This window comes from Phocaeicola vulgatus ATCC 8482 (assembly GCF_000012825.1).
GTDB classification, from domain to species: domain Bacteria; phylum Bacteroidota; class Bacteroidia; order Bacteroidales; family Bacteroidaceae; genus Phocaeicola; species Phocaeicola vulgatus.
Genome location: NC_009614.1, coordinates 4,430,033 through 4,446,831, shown reverse-complemented (window position 1 = coordinate 4,446,831; position 16,799 = coordinate 4,430,033). Strand labels below are relative to the sequence as shown.

Here is a 16,799-nt window from a genome sequence, read left to right as displayed (position 1 = left end):
ATGGCTGTAGAACCAAACAGATGGGGGATTATTTATAATCCGAAAGCCGGAAGCCGTAAGACTCAGAAGCGTTGGAATGAGATACGTAGCTATATGGAAAACCGTAAGGTGGTTTTTGACTACGTACAGTCCGAAGGTTTTGGATCGGTGGAACGACTCGCCCGTACCTTGGCTAATAATGGTTATCGAACCATTGTGATTGTAGGTGGAGACGGAGCGATCAATGATGCTATTAACGGTATTATGACTTCTATGGTGGAGGATAAGACAAATATCGCTTTTGGAATCATTCCTAATGGTATTGGTAATGACTTTGCCAAATATTGGGGGTTGGATGAAGATAATTATAAAGCAGCGGTAGATTGGATTATCAATCGTCGTCTGAGGGAAATTGATGTGGGGCGTTGTAATTATTTTGATGGAGAGAAGCACACCTCCCGCTATTTCCTGAATGCCATATATATAGGTTTAGGTGCGCGTATTGTACAGATCTCAGATGGTACCCGCCGTTTTTGGGGAATACGTGAGTTGTCTTTTGCCGCTTCCATGTTCCTGTTGCTGTTTGAACGTAAATTGTACCGTACACATCTTTGTATCAATGGCGAACATATTCGTGGACGTATCATGACGGTATGTGTGGGAAGTGCCCGTGGATACGGTTTGACACCTAGTGCAGTTCCTTATAATGGCTGGTTGGATGTGTCGGTTATTTATCGTCCGGAGTTAATTCAACTTTTCTCGGGTATGTGGATGCTGTTGCAGGGACGTATTTTAAATCATAAAATGGTGAAACCTTATCGTACACGGAAAGTAAAAGTACTACGTGCGCAGAATGCTTCTGTCAGTTTGGACGGGCGTATTTTAGACCGCCATTTTCCTTTGGAAATTACGATCCAGCCGGAAGCTATAACTTTGATTATCCCTAATTAAAAACTATAGATATCCATTTCTTGCTTTAAGGATAGAGGCAGAGTAGATATCTCAATGAATAGACGTAAGATAATGACAATTTCAGATTTAAGAAAGACAGATAATTTCTTTTTACTGGCTGGTCCTTGTGTGATCGAAGGAGAGGAAATGGCTCTCCGAATAGCAGATCGTATTGTGAAAATAACAGATAAACTGGGTATTCCCTATGTGTTTAAAGGATCTTATCGTAAGGCTAACCGTTCCCGTTTGGATTCGTTTACAGGAATAGGTGATGAAAAGGCCTTGAAAGTACTTCGTAAAGTACGGGAAACTTTTGGAATTCCTGTGGTAACCGATATTCATAGTGCTGGAGAAGCTGCTATGGCCGCTGAATATGTGGATGTGTTGCAGATTCCTGCTTTCCTGTGTCGCCAGACTGATTTGCTGGTGGCGGCAGCTCATACCGGAAAGATTGTCAACATCAAGAAAGGACAATTTTTATCACCTGGCGCCATGCGTTTTGCTGCTGACAAAGTGGTGGAGGCGGGTAATGATCAGGTTATGCTGACCGAGCGGGGAACGACTTTCGGGTATCAGGATTTGATTGTAGATTATCGGGGTATTCCGGAAATGCAGACTTTAGGTTTTCCTGTAATTCTGGATGTGACACATTCTTTGCAACAACCTAATCAGACTGCCGGTGTGACAGGTGGTATGCCGCAGCTTATTGAAACGGTAGCCAAGGCTGGCATAGCGGTAGGAGTGGACGGTTTGTTTATGGAAACCCACGAAGACCCTTCTGTCGCTAAGAGTGACGGAGCGAATATGTTGAAACTGGATTTGCTGGAAGGGCTATTGACCAAACTGGTAAGAATCCGCCAAGTGTTATAAATGTTATTCGTTGGGGATTCACAGGTAAGATGGGTTAATTTATTTGGACTATGGGGCAACTTGCATGAATAGTATAAAATAAGGTCGGTTTTTGCAGTAGAAACCGGCCTTACCTTTCTTTCTCCGTCAAAACAGAAAAAAGAATAGAAGCAGATGTGGATTATTTTTTTAGAATATAAGCCTTCATGCGGGCTATATCATTTAAGTAATCTTGCAAATCTTGTTCATGGTCTTCTTCTTCTGCCATAATATGTTTGGCAATATCACAAGTGGTGAAGTCAATTCCGTTTGTGAATTCAGCAATTTGCTGATAGCGGTAGATGGCACAACGTTCGGATTCTACATTTTGTTTCAACAAGATTTCCGAACCGAAATCTACGGGCGCATCATATTTGCAGCGAGCTAAATCAAACCATTGTTTAGGGTCAAGTACGGGTACGCCTTCCAATTCAATGATACGGTCGGCCAATAATTTTGCATGGTTATATTCCTCGGCTGCATGTTCTTGAAACTCGCGTTGTACATCACCGCGCATAGCGCCTTCTACTACGAATGAACCTACCCAGTATTGGTAGAAAGCCAACCATTCTTCGGACAGAGCTGCATTCAGCTGAGCCAATAAGTCCACAATGTCAATTTTATCCTTCAGGATATTCACAGATTCTTTAGCCATAATGTAAAGTTTAAGTTAGTGTTTATTATTATTTAGTCCACAGCAGGTATAGTCATGTCGTCTAACACACCTATGCCTTCCTGGTCTACATCTTTTTTTACGTCAGAACTGGTATAAAGCCAGATACCGAATCCCAGCACAAATAAAATAAGGAGGATGATTCCCCATAATTTACCTTTACTCATAGTTTCTTGGTTTTAGTTTCTTTAATAACAGCTGGTACTGAAAAAGGTTTTGTAAGTAGAGAAAAAACAGGCGTCTGTTATGGAAAAACGGACGCCTGTGTGTGTGAAGTATGAATTGATATTAGATTTTATCCTATTTTGCTGATTTTTTTTAGTTTCTCTTCATCAATGATTTTAATTTTTCTACCGTCGATGGTAATCAGTTTTTCAGTTGCAAAGTTAGAAAGCGTACGGATTGCGTTCGAAGTAGTCATATTTGATAAGTTTGCCAAATCTTCTCGTGAAAGGTAAATGCTTAGTGTAGATTCATCTTCTTCTACTCCATAAGTATCTTTCAAAAATAACAGAGATTCCGCCAATCGTCCACGAATATGTTTTTGCGTAAGATTTACGGTTCTTTCATCAGAAATTCCCAAATCTATAGAAAGTTGGCGGATAAAGAACAAAGCTAATTCAGAGTTGTCTTTTATCAGTTTCATAATGGCCGGCATGGGAATAAGGCAGATAGTGCAAGGCTCGAAAGCGGAAGCAGCTGTCACGAAGTTCCCTTCGGCAAAAAAAGCTCGGTATGCGAAATATTCTTTCGTCTTTAATACGCGGATAATCTGGCTACGTCCTCCCACACCTTCTTTGTAGATTTTTACTTTTCCACTAAGAAGACACATAAGGTGCATCGGAGTTTCTCCTTCGCAGTATATCGTCTCATTCTTTTTATACTTCTGTATCGTAAAGTTCTGAGCCAAGAACTCTCTTTGTTCCTGTGTTAAAGGTTGCCATAAGTCTGGTATACTTTCAGCAATCTCAGTTTCTGATAATTCTTTTCTAACCATAAACGTGCTATAAAACCGTGTTATAGAGCACAAATATAAGAAGAAAAAATAAAAGGACGAAGTAATCAGAAGAAAAAAGAAAGATATATTATTAATTTATCTTCAAAAAATAACAAAAGGATAGGTTCTTATCTCCTATCCTTTCTTTTTTTTGTGAAATTTTATTTGGTGAACAGTAATTCACGATATTTAGGTAATGGCCAAATCTCATCGTCTATTTCTAGTTCCAAATGGTCAATATGGTCGCGGATTTCTTCCAGATATGGACGCACTTGTTCCTCGTAACTGAAGGCTTTCTCTACTTGGCTTCCCAAATGATTTGCTACTTTTCGGGCTTCTGTCATGTTGTGCACGGCTTTTTTAATAGCAAGTATGCGGTTTTGAATTTCACGTACCAAATTCTTCCGGTCTTCGGTCAGCTCTTCGTATTCTTCGGTGGAGAATATCTCTTTCAGACCACGAAGATTTTCTAATAGTCTGTTCTGATAAATTACAGCTGTGGGAACAATATGATTGATAGCTAGATCGCCTAGTACACGACTTTCAATCTGGACCTTTTTAGTAAACTTTTCCAGTTCCACTTCTATACGACAGAACAATTCATTTTCATTGAATATTTTTTCGCCTATCAGTACTGCACGAGATTGCTCATCGTTGAACTTCAGGATGGCTTCGGGTACATGGCAGATATTGGTCAATCCGCGTCGCGCGGCTTCTGCTTTCCATTCTTCCGAGTAGCCGTCACCTTCAAAACGGATGTTTTGTGAAGCGATGATGGTTTCTTTTAATACCTTATACAGAGCTTCTTCCTGTTCCATCCCTCCGTTTACTAATTTATCTATCTGGGTCTTGAACTCATTCAACTGGTGTGCCATAGCGGCATTGATCACAATCATTGATGCGGCACAGTTGGCAGATGAGCCTGCAGCACGGAATTCAAAACGGTTTCCGGTGAAGGCAAAAGGAGAGGTACGGTTACGGTCTGTATTGTCTTGCAATATGGCAGGTATGCGCCCGATACCCAATTGCAATGCTTTCTTTTCATCAGGGGTCAGTTCGGCGTCATTCAGACGTGCCACTACTTCGTCCAACATATGGGAAAGATGACGTCCTAGGAAAATAGACAGAATAGCGGGGGGGGCTTCATTTGCTCCTAGGCGATGGCTGTTTCCGGCACTGACAATAGAGGCACGTAGTAAATCTTGGTTTTTATAGACCATCATCAGTACGTTGACTATGAAAGTCAGGAAAAGCATATTTCCTTCCGCAGTCTTGGCAGGAGAGAACAAATTGATACCTGTGTCTGTACAAAGTGACCAGTTGTTGTGTTTGCCCGATCCGTTTACTCCTTTGAATGGTTTTTCGTGGAGCAGTACAGTAAAATTGTGTTTGGAAGCGATACGTTTCATCAGGTCCATTACCAGCTGGTTATGGTCGTTGGCCAGATTTACATCTTCAAAAATAGGAGCTAGCTCAAATTGGTTGGGAGCCACTTCGTTATGCCGTGTTTTTACCGGAATCCCTAGTTTGTGACATTCCAGTTCCAATTCTTTCATAAAACTGGTTACACGTGGAGGGATGGAACCGAAGTAGTGGTCGTCTAGCTGCTGGTCCTTGGCAGACGAGTGTCCCATCAAGGTGCGTCCGGTCAGGCAAAGATCCGGACGTGCATTATATAGTGCGGTATCCACTAAAAAGTATTCTTGTTCCCAACCCAGATTGGCGAATACGCGTTTTACGTTTGGATCGAACATTCTGCAAACCTCAGTTGCCGCTTTGTCTACAGCACCTAATGCCTTCAACAAAGGAGTTTTATAGTCGAGTGCTTCGCCTGTATAAGAGATGAAGATAGTAGGAATACAAAGTGTGCTGTCTACAATGAAAGCCGGAGAAGAAACATCCCATGCCGTATAGCCACGTGCTTCAAATGTGTTCCGGATACCGCCGTTGGGAAAACTGGATGCATCCGGTTCTTGTTGGATAAGCAGTTTGCCCGAGAAGCGTTCTATAACATTACCGTCGTCACCGAATTCAATAAAGCCGTCGTGCTTTTCGGCAGTTCCGTCAGTCAGAGGCTGGAACCAATGAGTGTAGTGGGTAACATTAAAGGTCTTTGCCCAATTCTTCATGCCATTGGCTATCATGTCGGCCATTTCACGATTGATAGGGGTACCTTTCTCGATTGCGTTTATTACTGCTTTATAAGCCTCACTAGGCAGATATTCCTGCATTTTTTTACGGTCGAATACGTGGTTGCCGTAATAATCAGCTAACTTTTCAGAGGGGTAGTCAACTTTAACGGGGCGTCTGTTGGCTAACTCCTGTAGAGCAAAAAATCTCATTTTGGACATGTTGTCTTTCTTTTACTGGTTGTTGGCTGCAAAAATACTGCTTTTTGATTAATAATTCGCTATATCGCTAATCATTTTTCATTTCTGTTAAGGATGTTAATTAAGTATTATCATGCGTCAGCCTGTTGGTTTTTGTTTATATTTGCTCTTCAAACAATGAAAAGAAAGTACATTGATGCACTATATACGGATTGTCAGGTTGATTATATTTTGTCTTTTGTTACCTTTAGCTGTTCAGGCTAAGAGGGAAAAGGTTGATATGCCCGACAAGCCGATGGTGTCCGATTCCATTCTTCAGTGTATTTTCCAGTTTTCGCCGTTCTATTCCCGTATCATTGATGAGTATAAGGCTGATTTATATATAAAAGGAAAAGTAAAGGTACATAAGCGCAATCACCTTATCCGCTATGTACCGTCCATGTTTCGTTTCGAAAAACACATCAATGATTACCTTATGGAATCTCTTAGTGAGCTGCATTATACGGCCCCTGATATATACGACCGTAAGATAAAAGCGGTATCCACTACATTTCCACGTAACAGGGGACAGATAACGGATGTGATGGATTATTTGAACATGAATATCTATTCTTCTTCATTGATGTCCGATAAACTTCTTTCTCCTTTGGATAAGAAATCTAGCAGATATTATCATTATTTATTGGATTCTATAGCCGGTCCTCCCGATTGCCAGCGGTATAAAATACTTATTATTCCCAAATTCCGTGGTACACAGTTGGTCAGTGGATATATGTGGGTTAGTGATCAGATATGGACTATTCGTGAACTTTATATTGAAGGCGTTTATGATGTGATCCGCTTCAAGGTCCGTGTCAAGATGGGAGAGGAGGGCGATGTGGAGTTTCTGCCGGTGCAGTTTGATTTGAATCTTGTTTTTAAGTTTATAGGTAACCATCTGGAAATGGATATGGGAGCCTGGTTGAAATACAATGAAATTAAATTTTATGAAGGAGCCGCCCGGCGTAAATCTCAAAAGAAGCATCACCATGACCTGACGGAATCCTATAAGCTGACTTGTGATTCGGAACAGCTGATAACAGATAAGGAAAAGTTCAATGAGCTGCGTCCCATTCCGCTGTCCGCTTTGGAGGATTCTTTGTATAGAAGTTATGCTTTACGTCAGGATACGCTTTTACGCGTACCGAAAAAAAAGAAGAATGAACATTTGGAGTTTTGGGGGGAGTTGGGTGACATGCTTATCAGTAGTTACAATGTGAATTTGTCCAGTATGGGGAGTGTGCATTGTTCTCCACTTATTAATCCGGTGCTGTTGGATTATAGCCACAGCAGGGGCTTTTCGTATAAGCAGAAGTTTAAATACAGTCGGCTTTTTCATGATGGACGTATACTTAGAATCAGTCCGCAGATAGGTTATAATTTTACACATAAGGAACTTTATGTGAAAGCGGATGCCGATTGGCAATATTGGCCGGAAAAGCAGGCTAGTTTTGAGGTTAGTGTAGGTAACGGTAACCGCATATATAGTAGTGTCGTATTGGATCAGCTAAAGCAATTGCCCGATAGTACCTTTAATTTTGACCAATTGGAATTGGACTATTTCAAGGATGTGTATCTCAATCTGTTCCATAATATAGAAATAGTGAACGGCTTGTTTATTAAAGCAGGTGTTTCCGTACATTGGAGGTATCTGATAAATAATTCGAAAGTCATTCTTGAAAAGCCGTTGCCCGATAAGGATTGGGCTGCATTGCGAGGTATCAGATCAGAATACAATAGTTTTGCACCTCGTATACGTATTGAATGGACTCCCGGTATGTATTATTACATGAACGGTCGCCGGAAGATGAATGTAGGTTCCAGTATGCCTACTTTTATGCTGGATTATGAACGGGGCATTAAAGGTGTATTCAAGAGTACGGGTGCTCATGAACGTTGGGAGTTTGATATACAGCAAAACTTGAAACTGAGCGGAATCCGAAGTATCGGTTATCGCATTGGGGGGGGGGTGTTTACCAAGCAGGAAGATATGTATTTCGTGGATTTTGCTAACTTTGCCCGTCGTAATCTTCCCGAAGGATGGAATGATGATATTGGTGGCACTTTCCAATTGCTGGACGGACGTTGGTATAACTCCTCACGTCAGTACTGGCGGGGGAATTTCACCTATGAGTCTCCTTTTATTCTCTTGAAACCCTTAAACCGTTGGCTGGGATTAGTCCAGCAGGAGCGTTTGTATGGTGGTATCCTGTTCATGCCACATCTTAATCCATATATCGAGTTGGGTTATGGCATCGGCACACATATATTTGATGTGGGGGCTTTTGTAAGCACTATCAACGGGCAATTTGATACCTTTGGTTTTAAATTCACTTTCGAGTTATTTAATAAATAATCCTGTTCAAACAATCTGTTTGGTTTTCTGTTTATTACAACATAACAGAAACTAAACAGTGTATGCATTATAAAATATTTTTATGTGTTCTTTTGTTCCCGGTTTCATTATCAGCTCAAAACGGGGAATTATCTTTAACATTGGAACAATCTGCCAGCCTGATGAACAAGGGCAGCCGCACGTTGCAAATGGCGGATAAGGCTGTAGATATAGCACGCAGTGAGCGACAAAAGATGAATGCTTTTTGGTATCCGTCTTTGAATGCATCGGGTGCATACGTCCATTTGTCCAACCATATTGAGGTCAAGGAACCTTTAAGGCAATTTACCGATCCGGCAAAAGACTTTGTACATTCCATTGTGCCCGATGATAAATTTATTTCTTCTATTCTTGATAATATAGGTGCGCATACCCTTACTTTTCCTTTATTAGAACGTAACCTGACGACCATAGATGCTAATGTGATGTGGCCGCTTTTTACAGGCGGAAAACGAATTTTTGCAAGCCGTATCGGCAACCGTATGGTAGATTTGGCCAAAGCAGGTAGGGAAGAGGCGGGAGCTACTTTGCAATCGGAGTTGGTGGAAACTTATTATGCTTTGCGTCTGGCGCAAAGAGTGGTGGATGTACGCGAGCAAACCTTTTTAGGCTTGCAGAAACATTACCGTAATGCCATGAAGCTGGAGGAGAACGGTATGATAAATAAGGCCGAACGCCTCTTTGCTCAGGTCACTATGGACGAGGCCAGACGTGAGTTGGAATCTGCCCGGAAAGATTTGAATGTGGCGCAAAATGCCTTGAAAGTCTTGTTGAATGTGGAAGACGCCATATCCATCAACCCCAGTTCTCCTTTGTTTATGAACCATGATCTGCCCGATGAACTTTATTTCAAGAATCTGGTAAGTACCGGCAGCTATATAGTAAGTAAATTGCGAATACAGGAGGCGATGGCTGATAATCAATTGAAAATCAGTAAAAGTGCATATATTCCTACCATTGCATTGTTTGGAAAGCAGACACTTTATGCAGAGAATCTTCCGAAAAACCTGATGCCCCGTACTTTGGTAGGAGTGGGTTTTACTTGGAATATATTCGACGGACTGAACCGTGAAGCCAATATCCGTCAGACACGTCTTACTAAACAAACTTTGCAACTGGGAAGGGAAAAGGCTCAGAATGAATTGGGTGTTTTGGTAGACAAGTTATATAGCGAAATTCAGAATGCAAAGGATGATGTTGCCGCACTCAACACCACGATTGAGATGAGTCGTGAATTGGTACGTATCCGTAAAAAATCCTTTCAGGAAGGAATGGCTACCTCTACTGATGTGATTGATGCGGAAACGATGTTATCCAAGGTGCAGATTGCTTTTTTGCTGGCTTATTATAAATATGATGTGGCACTGGCATCTCTGCTCTCTACTTGCGGAATGCCCGAAAGTTTTTGGCAGTATAGCCGTACCGGACAAACCGAGAACTTTATATTCGGGAAATAATAAAAAAAGAAAACAATATGGAAAAAGAGAAGAAACAGTTAGGAGTCGCTTTTATCGTTGTTCTTGTGGCCATTGTTATGGTGTCTGCCATTGGGATTATAGCTATGAGCAATAAACCGGTTGTATTGCAGGGGCAGATAGAAGCTACTGAAATACGGATTTCCGGAAAACTTCCCGGTAGAATTGATACCTTTTTGGTCCGGGAGGGACAGTATGTAAAGATGGGTGACACCTTGGTTGTGATTAACAGTCCTGAGGCTTGGGCGAAGTTCCAGCAGGTAAATGCCTTGGAAGATATTGCGAAATTTCAGAATAAGAAAATAGATGACGGTACACGTCGGCAGATAGTCCGTTCGGTAGAAGAATTGTGGAACAAGTCAAAGAGTGACTTGCAACTGGCCACGGTGACGTATGACCGTATTCAGGCGCTTTACAAAGATAGCGTGGTCACCAGCCAGCGGAAAGATGAAGTGGAAGCCATGTATAAAGCTGCTGTTGCCGCCGAACGGGCGGCGCATCAACAATTCCTGTTAGTGAAGGACGGAGCGCAGAAAGAGGATAAAGAGAGTGCCCGCTCCTTGGTGGATGCGGCTCGGGGCACTGTGAATGAGGTTCAGGCCTTGTTGATGGATGCCCGCCTCACAGCTCCCGAAGACGGACAGATATCAACCATCTACCCCAAGCGTGGAGAACTGGTAGGAGCGGGGACTCCCATTATGAGTCTGGTAGTATTGGATGATTGTCATGTAGTGCTTAATGTCCGTGAGGACTATATGCCTTATTTCCGTATGAACGAGAATTTTATGGGAGATATTCCGGCTCTTGATGTAAAAAACAAGGCATTTAAAATCAATTACATCAGCCCGTTGGGGAGTTTTGCCACTTGGCGTTCTACCAAGCAGACGGGGACATACGATATGAAAACTTTTGAAATTCATGCGCTGCCTGTAGAGCCGATGGAGGGATTAAGACCGGGTATGTCCGTCTTGGTAAATCTGGATGAATTGAAATGATAGAAGGATAGCTATGTTATTCTGATTGCAGTGAATGGTAAATATAAATGAACTACTTGAATGAAAGAATCTCCTTTTATAGCGGTATTGAAACGTGAACTGGACCGTATGGTTTCCCGGCGCATTTATTTTGCATCGTGTATCGTCTTGCCTTTGTTTTCTATCTTCTTTATGGCTACAATTTTTGGTAACGGACAGATGGAGAATCTGCCTGTGGGTGTTGTGGATGGTGATAATACAGCCACTTCTCGTGAGATAATTCGTATGACCGAGGCTGTTCCCACTTTCCGCATCACTCGGCATTATGCCGATGAAGCGGAGGCCAGGGCAGATGTGCAGCGGAAAAGTATTTATGGATACCTCAGTATTCCGTCTGGTTTTGAAGCAAAGGTGATGGATGGTAAGGAAACAGCTCTGACTTATTATTACCATTATGCATTGATGAGTGTGGGAAGTGAGATTCACGGAGCATTTCAAAGTTTGTTGAAAAGCATCTCGGTAGTTCCCATTGTCACTCATGCTGTGGCATTGGGTATAAATCAGGAAGAGATAGAATCTTTTCTGTTACCGGTCACCACACAGAATCATCCGTTATTTAATCCTGATATGGATTATTCGGTCTATCTTACACAGCCATTCTTCTTTGTTTTTCTGCAAGTTATCTTGTTGTTGGTCACTACATACTCCATTGGCAGTGAAGGGAAATTCCATACTTCAGCCAATTGGCTGGCAGTGGCAGATGGGAATATCTGGGTGGCGGTCACTGCCAAGTTACTTCCATACAGTTTTATCTTCATCGTTATGAGTATTCTGGCAAACTATGTCTTTTTTGGTGCCATGCATATACCGATGGATTGTGGTTTTTGGGCGTTGAATCTTACTTCGGCACTATTGGTCATTGCTACGCAGGCGCTGGCGGTTTTTCTGTTCTCTCTTTTTCCTGCGTTGAGTATTATTATCAGTATCGTTTCCATGGTAGGATCGTTAGGTGCTACCCTTGGCGGGGTTACCTTTCCGGTGCTTCACATGTTTGCACCGGTGTACTATGCCTCTTATCTTTTCCCCGTCCGTCACTTTGTCGAGATTGGACAGAATCTGCTTTATGGCAACTATGGTTATGCGTATATGTGGGGCAATGTAGCCTGTCTGCTGTTGTTCCTTATTCCTCCTTTATTGTTGTTACCTCATTTGAAACGCTCTTTAATCAGTCGGAAATATGACGATATTGAATAATATATTAGCTGTATCTTGGCACGAGTTTCGTGTGATGTGTACCCGCTATTCCATTTTATTGGTACTCAGCGGTGGCATCTTTGTGTATGGATTACTTTATAACTATATGTATGCTCCCAATGTGGTACGCGATGCTCCGGTGGCAGTAGTGGATATGAGTCGCACTCCGTTAAGCCGCAGTTACATCCGTTTGCTGGATGCCACTCCGCAGGCACGGGTATTGACAAACAATGCTGATTTGCCTGCTGCTAAGGAATTGATGAAATATGATGAAGTGGTGGGTATTGTTTACATTCCCGCGGATTTTGACGCTCGTGTGGGGCGTGGTGAAGAAGCGATATATATTATGTACAGCACCACTACGGCTTTCCTTTATTTTGCTTCCATGCAGGAAGCGTCTGCTGGAGCCATGCTTGCTGTGAATGATGATGTCCGACCCGAGCAAGTGGTTTTTCTACCTCAGGATGATATACAATCTGTGGTTCAAACAAGGTCTGTCGATGTGGTAGGTACTGCCCTGTATAATTATACCGATGGTTATGGTACTTATTTGATACCTGCCGTTTTGATGGTTGTTATTTTTCAGACGTTGATATTTGTTATCAGCATGTTGAGTGGGAAAGAGCGTGAAACTGGAGATATACTGATGTTTGCAGGCCCTGAAGGAAGGGATCTTTCTTTTTTACGTATGGCATCCGTAGTGATAGGAAAATCATTTACTTATTTAGTCTTTTATGCTTTATTCTCTGTCTTTTTGTTGGGGCTTCTTCCTTTAGTTTTCCAATTGCCTCATTTAGCATATCCGTGGAAAATTGTGGCACTTATGATACCTTATATTCTTGCTACCAGTTTCTTTGGATTGGCCTGTTCGTTATTTTTCAGTGATAGTGATGCTCCATTGTTGTTGGTAGCTTTCTTCTCTGTAGGATTGATTTTCCTGTCCGGAGTTTCTTATCCGCTGGAGTTAATGCCTTGGTATTGGCAATGGATTCATTATATGGTTCCTGCGGCTCCCGGAACTTTGGCCTTTGTTAAGATAAATTCTATGGGAGCTAGTATGTCTGAAATCAGTCAGCAATATATTATCCTATGGATACAATGTGCGATATACTTTGTTTTGGCTTGTCGAGCCTATCGCTACAATATAAAGAAAGCAAAGTGTGAAAGACAATAATTTTATGTGTGATTGTTTTTTATGTAATTCGTTTTGCTGATTCTCCATTTTTTATAAGGTCTGTTTGGAGCTGGAGCGAGGAGCCTGAAAGTTGTTGATATTTTAATTCTTGGTGATTATTCTCTTGTTGTTTCTTTTGTTTTTTCAGCTCCTTTTATGAGATGATGCAAGGGGGAAACTTGCAAACTTGCACAACTTGCAGTCTTTCCACACACACACACACACACACACGAGCGCGCGCGATTGCGCGTATGCGTACATTATAATGGCGATGGATTATTATATCCTGGTAAAGTAATGACATACAATCCGATGAGAGTGTGAAGGGTAGAGTGGAGGAAGAGGTGGAGTGGTGTGTTGGCTTCCATCTTTTTTCCTAGTTCTAGGTAGTGAATGGTCTGGTTCTATCCTGTTTTTTTGTAATGGGGGGATGAAGAAAATCTTTCTGGAGGTTATGGTAACCGATGAGCGGTAGGTGAACAGCAGCCGGCAGCTTTTCTGACGGAGTATCTGGGTATTGGACGGGATGCTATGTGCTTTTGTATAGTTTGTGTGTTCCGAAGGGTTAGTAACGTGTGTTCCGTAAGGTTAGTAATGTGTGACCTTGTACGTTACTAACATAGAGGCCTGTATGTTAGTAACGTACCTTGTTTAAAGTAGCTAGGAGGTTTTTCGCATGCAGGATACGTGTCTTCCGCAGAATTATGTGAATTGTATTAAGGTTAAAGTGTGTGGTTGCCGCAGATTCAGGAAGTCGGTCCTTTACGGTCAGTGTTTGTTTTGTTCTAGTCCTTGTCTTCCGCTTTCTTATTTTCTCCTTGTCAGGCTTTCCTGCTCTTTTCCACCGGAAGTCTTGTCACGTATCTCCCTTTCCGCCTTTTGCATTCTGTTATCCTTTCCTCCGTTGTAGTTCTCTCCGGTATCGTCCGTCTGTCTTCCGCTCTCTTTTTTATGCTTTATTATTTTTTCATATTATAATGTACGCGCACGTGTGTGGGTGTGGAGATGCTGCAAGTTTTGCAAGTTTGCCTTCCGTTTTTTCTCTTTTCTTGTTTTCCGTCTGCTATCTTCGTATGGGTCCCTTCCTTTTTCCGTCCTTATACGCGCGTGCGAATATTATAATGTGTCTGTCTTTTTCCTCCGGTGTCCTCCGTTATAAAAACATGCTTTGTAACACATCTGTTATTCAGAGTATTACAAAAAAGTTTCAGGAAATCCGGATAATTTTTCCTTCGTATGTTTGCTGGTTATCGTTAAAAGGTCTACCTTTGCATCCGCAATCGAGAGAGATGCGGCACTTCAGACAGTGTGTGACTGACTTGGTGAAACAAACGTAGGAGAGTTTTCCTTGACAGTGTCTGCACCCAGTATCTTACCTTAGCGGGGCTAAGGGAGCGAGAACGGATAAGACCTGGGGAGGATGGACGTCCCGCCTTTTATGGAAGTTTCGAAAAAAAAACTTTTTCAAAAAAACTTTCGAAAACATTTGGCGGTTACGATAAAATCTCTTACCTTTGCATCCGCTTTCGGAAACGATGGCAAAATATAAATGAGAGTTCTTTGAAAGATTTAAGATAAACAAACAAGTAGTACAAGTCGGTGCACCGTATGTAATATATGTATATGGTGTACGGAAAAAACAAGAACCGTCAATATTGATATTGATAGATTTGGAATCCTTGAGCAGATTATCAACTGAACAGTTGAAAAAGATATTATTACAATGAAGAGTTTGATCCTGGCTCAGGATGAACGCTAGCTACAGGCTTAACACATGCAAGTCGAGGGGCAGCATGGTCTTAGCTTGCTAAGGCCGATGGCGACCGGCGCACGGGTGAGTAACACGTATCCAACCTGCCGTCTACTCTTGGACAGCCTTCTGAAAGGAAGATTAATACAAGATGGCATCATGAGTCCGCATGTTCACATGATTAAAGGTATTCCGGTAGACGATGGGGATGCGTTCCATTAGATAGTAGGCGGGGTAACGGCCCACCTAGTCTTCGATGGATAGGGGTTCTGAGAGGAAGGTCCCCCACATTGGAACTGAGACACGGTCCAAACTCCTACGGGAGGCAGCAGTGAGGAATATTGGTCAATGGGCGAGAGCCTGAACCAGCCAAGTAGCGTGAAGGATGACTGCCCTATGGGTTGTAAACTTCTTTTATAAAGGAATAAAGTCGGGTATGCATACCCGTTTGCATGTACTTTATGAATAAGGATCGGCTAACTCCGTGCCAGCAGCCGCGGTAATACGGAGGATCCGAGCGTTATCCGGATTTATTGGGTTTAAAGGGAGCGTAGATGGATGTTTAAGTCAGTTGTGAAAGTTTGCGGCTCAACCGTAAAATTGCAGTTGATACTGGATATCTTGAGTGCAGTTGAGGCAGGCGGAATTCGTGGTGTAGCGGTGAAATGCTTAGATATCACGAGGAACTCCGATTGCGAAGGCAGCCTGCTAAGCTGCAACTGACATTGAGGCTCGAAAGTGTGGGTATCAAACAGGATTAGATACCCTGGTAGTCCACACGGTAAACGATGAATACTCGCTGTTTGCGATATACGGCAAGCGGCCAAGCGAAAGCGTTAAGTATTCCACCTGGGGAGTACGCCGGCAACGGTGAAACTCAAAGGAATTGACGGGGGCCCGCACAAGCGGAGGAACATGTGGTTTAATTCGATGATACGCGAGGAACCTTACCCGGGCTTAAATTGCAGATGAATTACGGTGAAAGCCGTAAGCCGCAAGGCATCTGTGAAGGTGCTGCATGGTTGTCGTCAGCTCGTGCCGTGAGGTGTCGGCTTAAGTGCCATAACGAGCGCAACCCTTGTTGTCAGTTACTAACAGGTTCTGCTGAGGACTCTGACAAGACTGCCATCGTAAGATGTGAGGAAGGTGGGGATGACGTCAAATCAGCACGGCCCTTACGTCCGGGGCTACACACGTGTTACAATGGGGGGTACAGAGGGCCGCTACCACGCGAGTGGATGCCAATCCCAAAAACCTCTCTCAGTTCGGACTGGAGTCTGCAACCCGACTCCACGAAGCTGGATTCGCTAGTAATCGCGCATCAGCCACGGCGCGGTGAATACGTTCCCGGGCCTTGTACACACCGCCCGTCAAGCCATGGGAGCCGGGGGTACCTGAAGTGCGTAACCGCGAGGAGCGCCCTAGGGTAAAACTGGTGACTGGGGCTAAGTCGTAACAAGGTAGCCGTACCGGAAGGTGCGGCTGGAACACCTCCTTTCTGGAGAGGACGAAAGATCGAGAAGGTTTTTGTTCTTGTACTGCTGGTGTTGTTTATTCAAGATATGATTCCGTAATGATACGGAAGAGAGAAAGTAAGAAGCCGGGTCTAATTAAACAGACTAGGTTGAACTTAGTCCTATAGCTCAGTTGGTTAGAGCGCTACACTGATAATGTAGAGGTCGGCAGTTCAACTCTGCCTGGGACTACGAACGGAATCAAGTTCGGGGGATTAGCTCAGCTGGCTAGAGCATCTGCCTTGCACGCAGAGGGTCAACGGTTCGAATCCGTTATTCTCCACTCCATCGGAAACGTAAGAAACGAAGATGAACGATCTATGACATATTGTACAAGCAAACAGTAATTTTAGTAGTAAAGAGCTGAAAGTATATATCATCCCGCTGGCACGCAAGTGTGAGCGAA

General features: G+C 42.9%; 11 protein-coding genes, 2 tRNA genes and 1 rRNA gene. 10 read left to right on the top strand and 4 right to left on the bottom strand.

The annotated features are described in order from the left end of the window. A complete protein-coding gene (locus tag BVU_RS17990; protein ID WP_012055767.1) occupies nucleotides 1-930 on the top strand; it encodes a diacylglycerol/lipid kinase family protein in 930 nt (309 codons plus the stop codon). Nucleotides 931-1,002: 72 nt separating this feature from the next. Further along, nucleotides 1,003-1,800 (top strand): 3-deoxy-8-phosphooctulonate synthase, encoded by a 798-nt coding sequence (gene kdsA, locus BVU_RS17985; RefSeq protein WP_005839276.1) that lies wholly within the window; start codon nucleotides 1,003-1,005, stop codon nucleotides 1,798-1,800. Nucleotides 1,801-1,960: 160 nt separating this feature from the next. Here kdsA and BVU_RS17980 read toward each other — a convergent pair whose 3' ends face one another. The 4 genes from BVU_RS17980 to BVU_RS17970 all read right to left on the bottom strand — a co-directional run bounded on the left by BVU_RS17980 (nucleotide 1,961) and on the right by BVU_RS17970 (nucleotide 5,839). Continuing rightward, nucleotides 1,961-2,473: a ferritin-like domain-containing protein gene (locus tag BVU_RS17980; protein ID WP_005839275.1), complete on the bottom strand. Its 513-nt coding sequence runs from the start codon at nucleotides 2,471-2,473 to the stop codon at nucleotides 1,961-1,963. A gap of 32 nt (nucleotides 2,474-2,505) precedes the next feature. Continuing rightward, a complete protein-coding gene (locus BVU_RS22100; RefSeq protein WP_005851688.1) occupies nucleotides 2,506-2,658 on the bottom strand; it encodes a hypothetical protein in 153 nt (50 codons plus the stop codon). Nucleotides 2,659-2,786: 128 nt separating this feature from the next. Beyond that, nucleotides 2,787-3,488, bottom strand: a complete 702-nt coding sequence (locus BVU_RS17975; RefSeq protein ID WP_005839272.1) for a Crp/Fnr family transcriptional regulator — start codon at nucleotides 3,486-3,488, stop codon at nucleotides 2,787-2,789. Nucleotides 3,489-3,649: 161 nt separating this feature from the next. Beyond that, complete coding sequence (locus BVU_RS17970; protein WP_005839267.1) at nucleotides 3,650-5,839, bottom strand: glutamine synthetase III; 2,190 nt, start codon at nucleotides 5,837-5,839, stop codon at nucleotides 3,650-3,652. A 175-nt stretch (nucleotides 5,840-6,014) separates the two neighbouring features. Between BVU_RS17970 and BVU_RS17965 the strand changes: the two genes are divergently transcribed. The 8 genes from BVU_RS17965 (at nucleotide 6,015) to BVU_RS17930 (ending at nucleotide 16,676) form a co-directional block, all read left to right on the top strand. Continuing rightward, nucleotides 6,015-8,213: a DUF5686 family protein gene (locus tag BVU_RS17965; RefSeq protein ID WP_012055766.1), complete on the top strand. Its 2,199-nt coding sequence runs from the start codon at nucleotides 6,015-6,017 to the stop codon at nucleotides 8,211-8,213. A gap of 62 nt (nucleotides 8,214-8,275) precedes the next feature. Beyond that, nucleotides 8,276-9,709: a TolC family protein gene (locus BVU_RS17960; RefSeq protein WP_008669562.1), complete on the top strand. Its 1,434-nt coding sequence runs from the start codon at nucleotides 8,276-8,278 to the stop codon at nucleotides 9,707-9,709. A 17-nt stretch (nucleotides 9,710-9,726) separates the two neighbouring features. Then, a complete protein-coding gene (locus BVU_RS17955; RefSeq protein WP_005839262.1) occupies nucleotides 9,727-10,722 on the top strand; it encodes an HlyD family secretion protein in 996 nt (331 codons plus the stop codon). 60 nt (nucleotides 10,723-10,782) lie between these two features. Next, entirely contained in the window at nucleotides 10,783-11,955 is a 1,173-nt protein-coding gene (locus BVU_RS17950) for an ABC transporter permease (RefSeq protein WP_008669564.1), read from the top strand. Next, on the top strand, nucleotides 11,939-13,129 hold the full coding sequence (locus tag BVU_RS17945; protein WP_005839257.1) for an ABC transporter permease: 1,191 nt from the start codon (nucleotides 11,939-11,941) through the stop codon (nucleotides 13,127-13,129). Before BVU_RS17950 ends, BVU_RS17945 begins: the two co-directional genes overlap by 17 nt. Nucleotides 13,130-14,849: 1,720 nt before the next feature. Continuing rightward, nucleotides 14,850-16,377 (top strand): 16S ribosomal RNA (locus BVU_RS17940). A 134-nt stretch (nucleotides 16,378-16,511) separates the two neighbouring features. Further along, nucleotides 16,512-16,585 (top strand) — tRNA-Ile (locus BVU_RS17935). 17 nt (nucleotides 16,586-16,602) lie between these two features. Then, nucleotides 16,603-16,676 (top strand) — tRNA-Ala (locus BVU_RS17930). The last annotated feature ends 123 nt before the right edge of the window (nucleotides 16,677-16,799 follow it).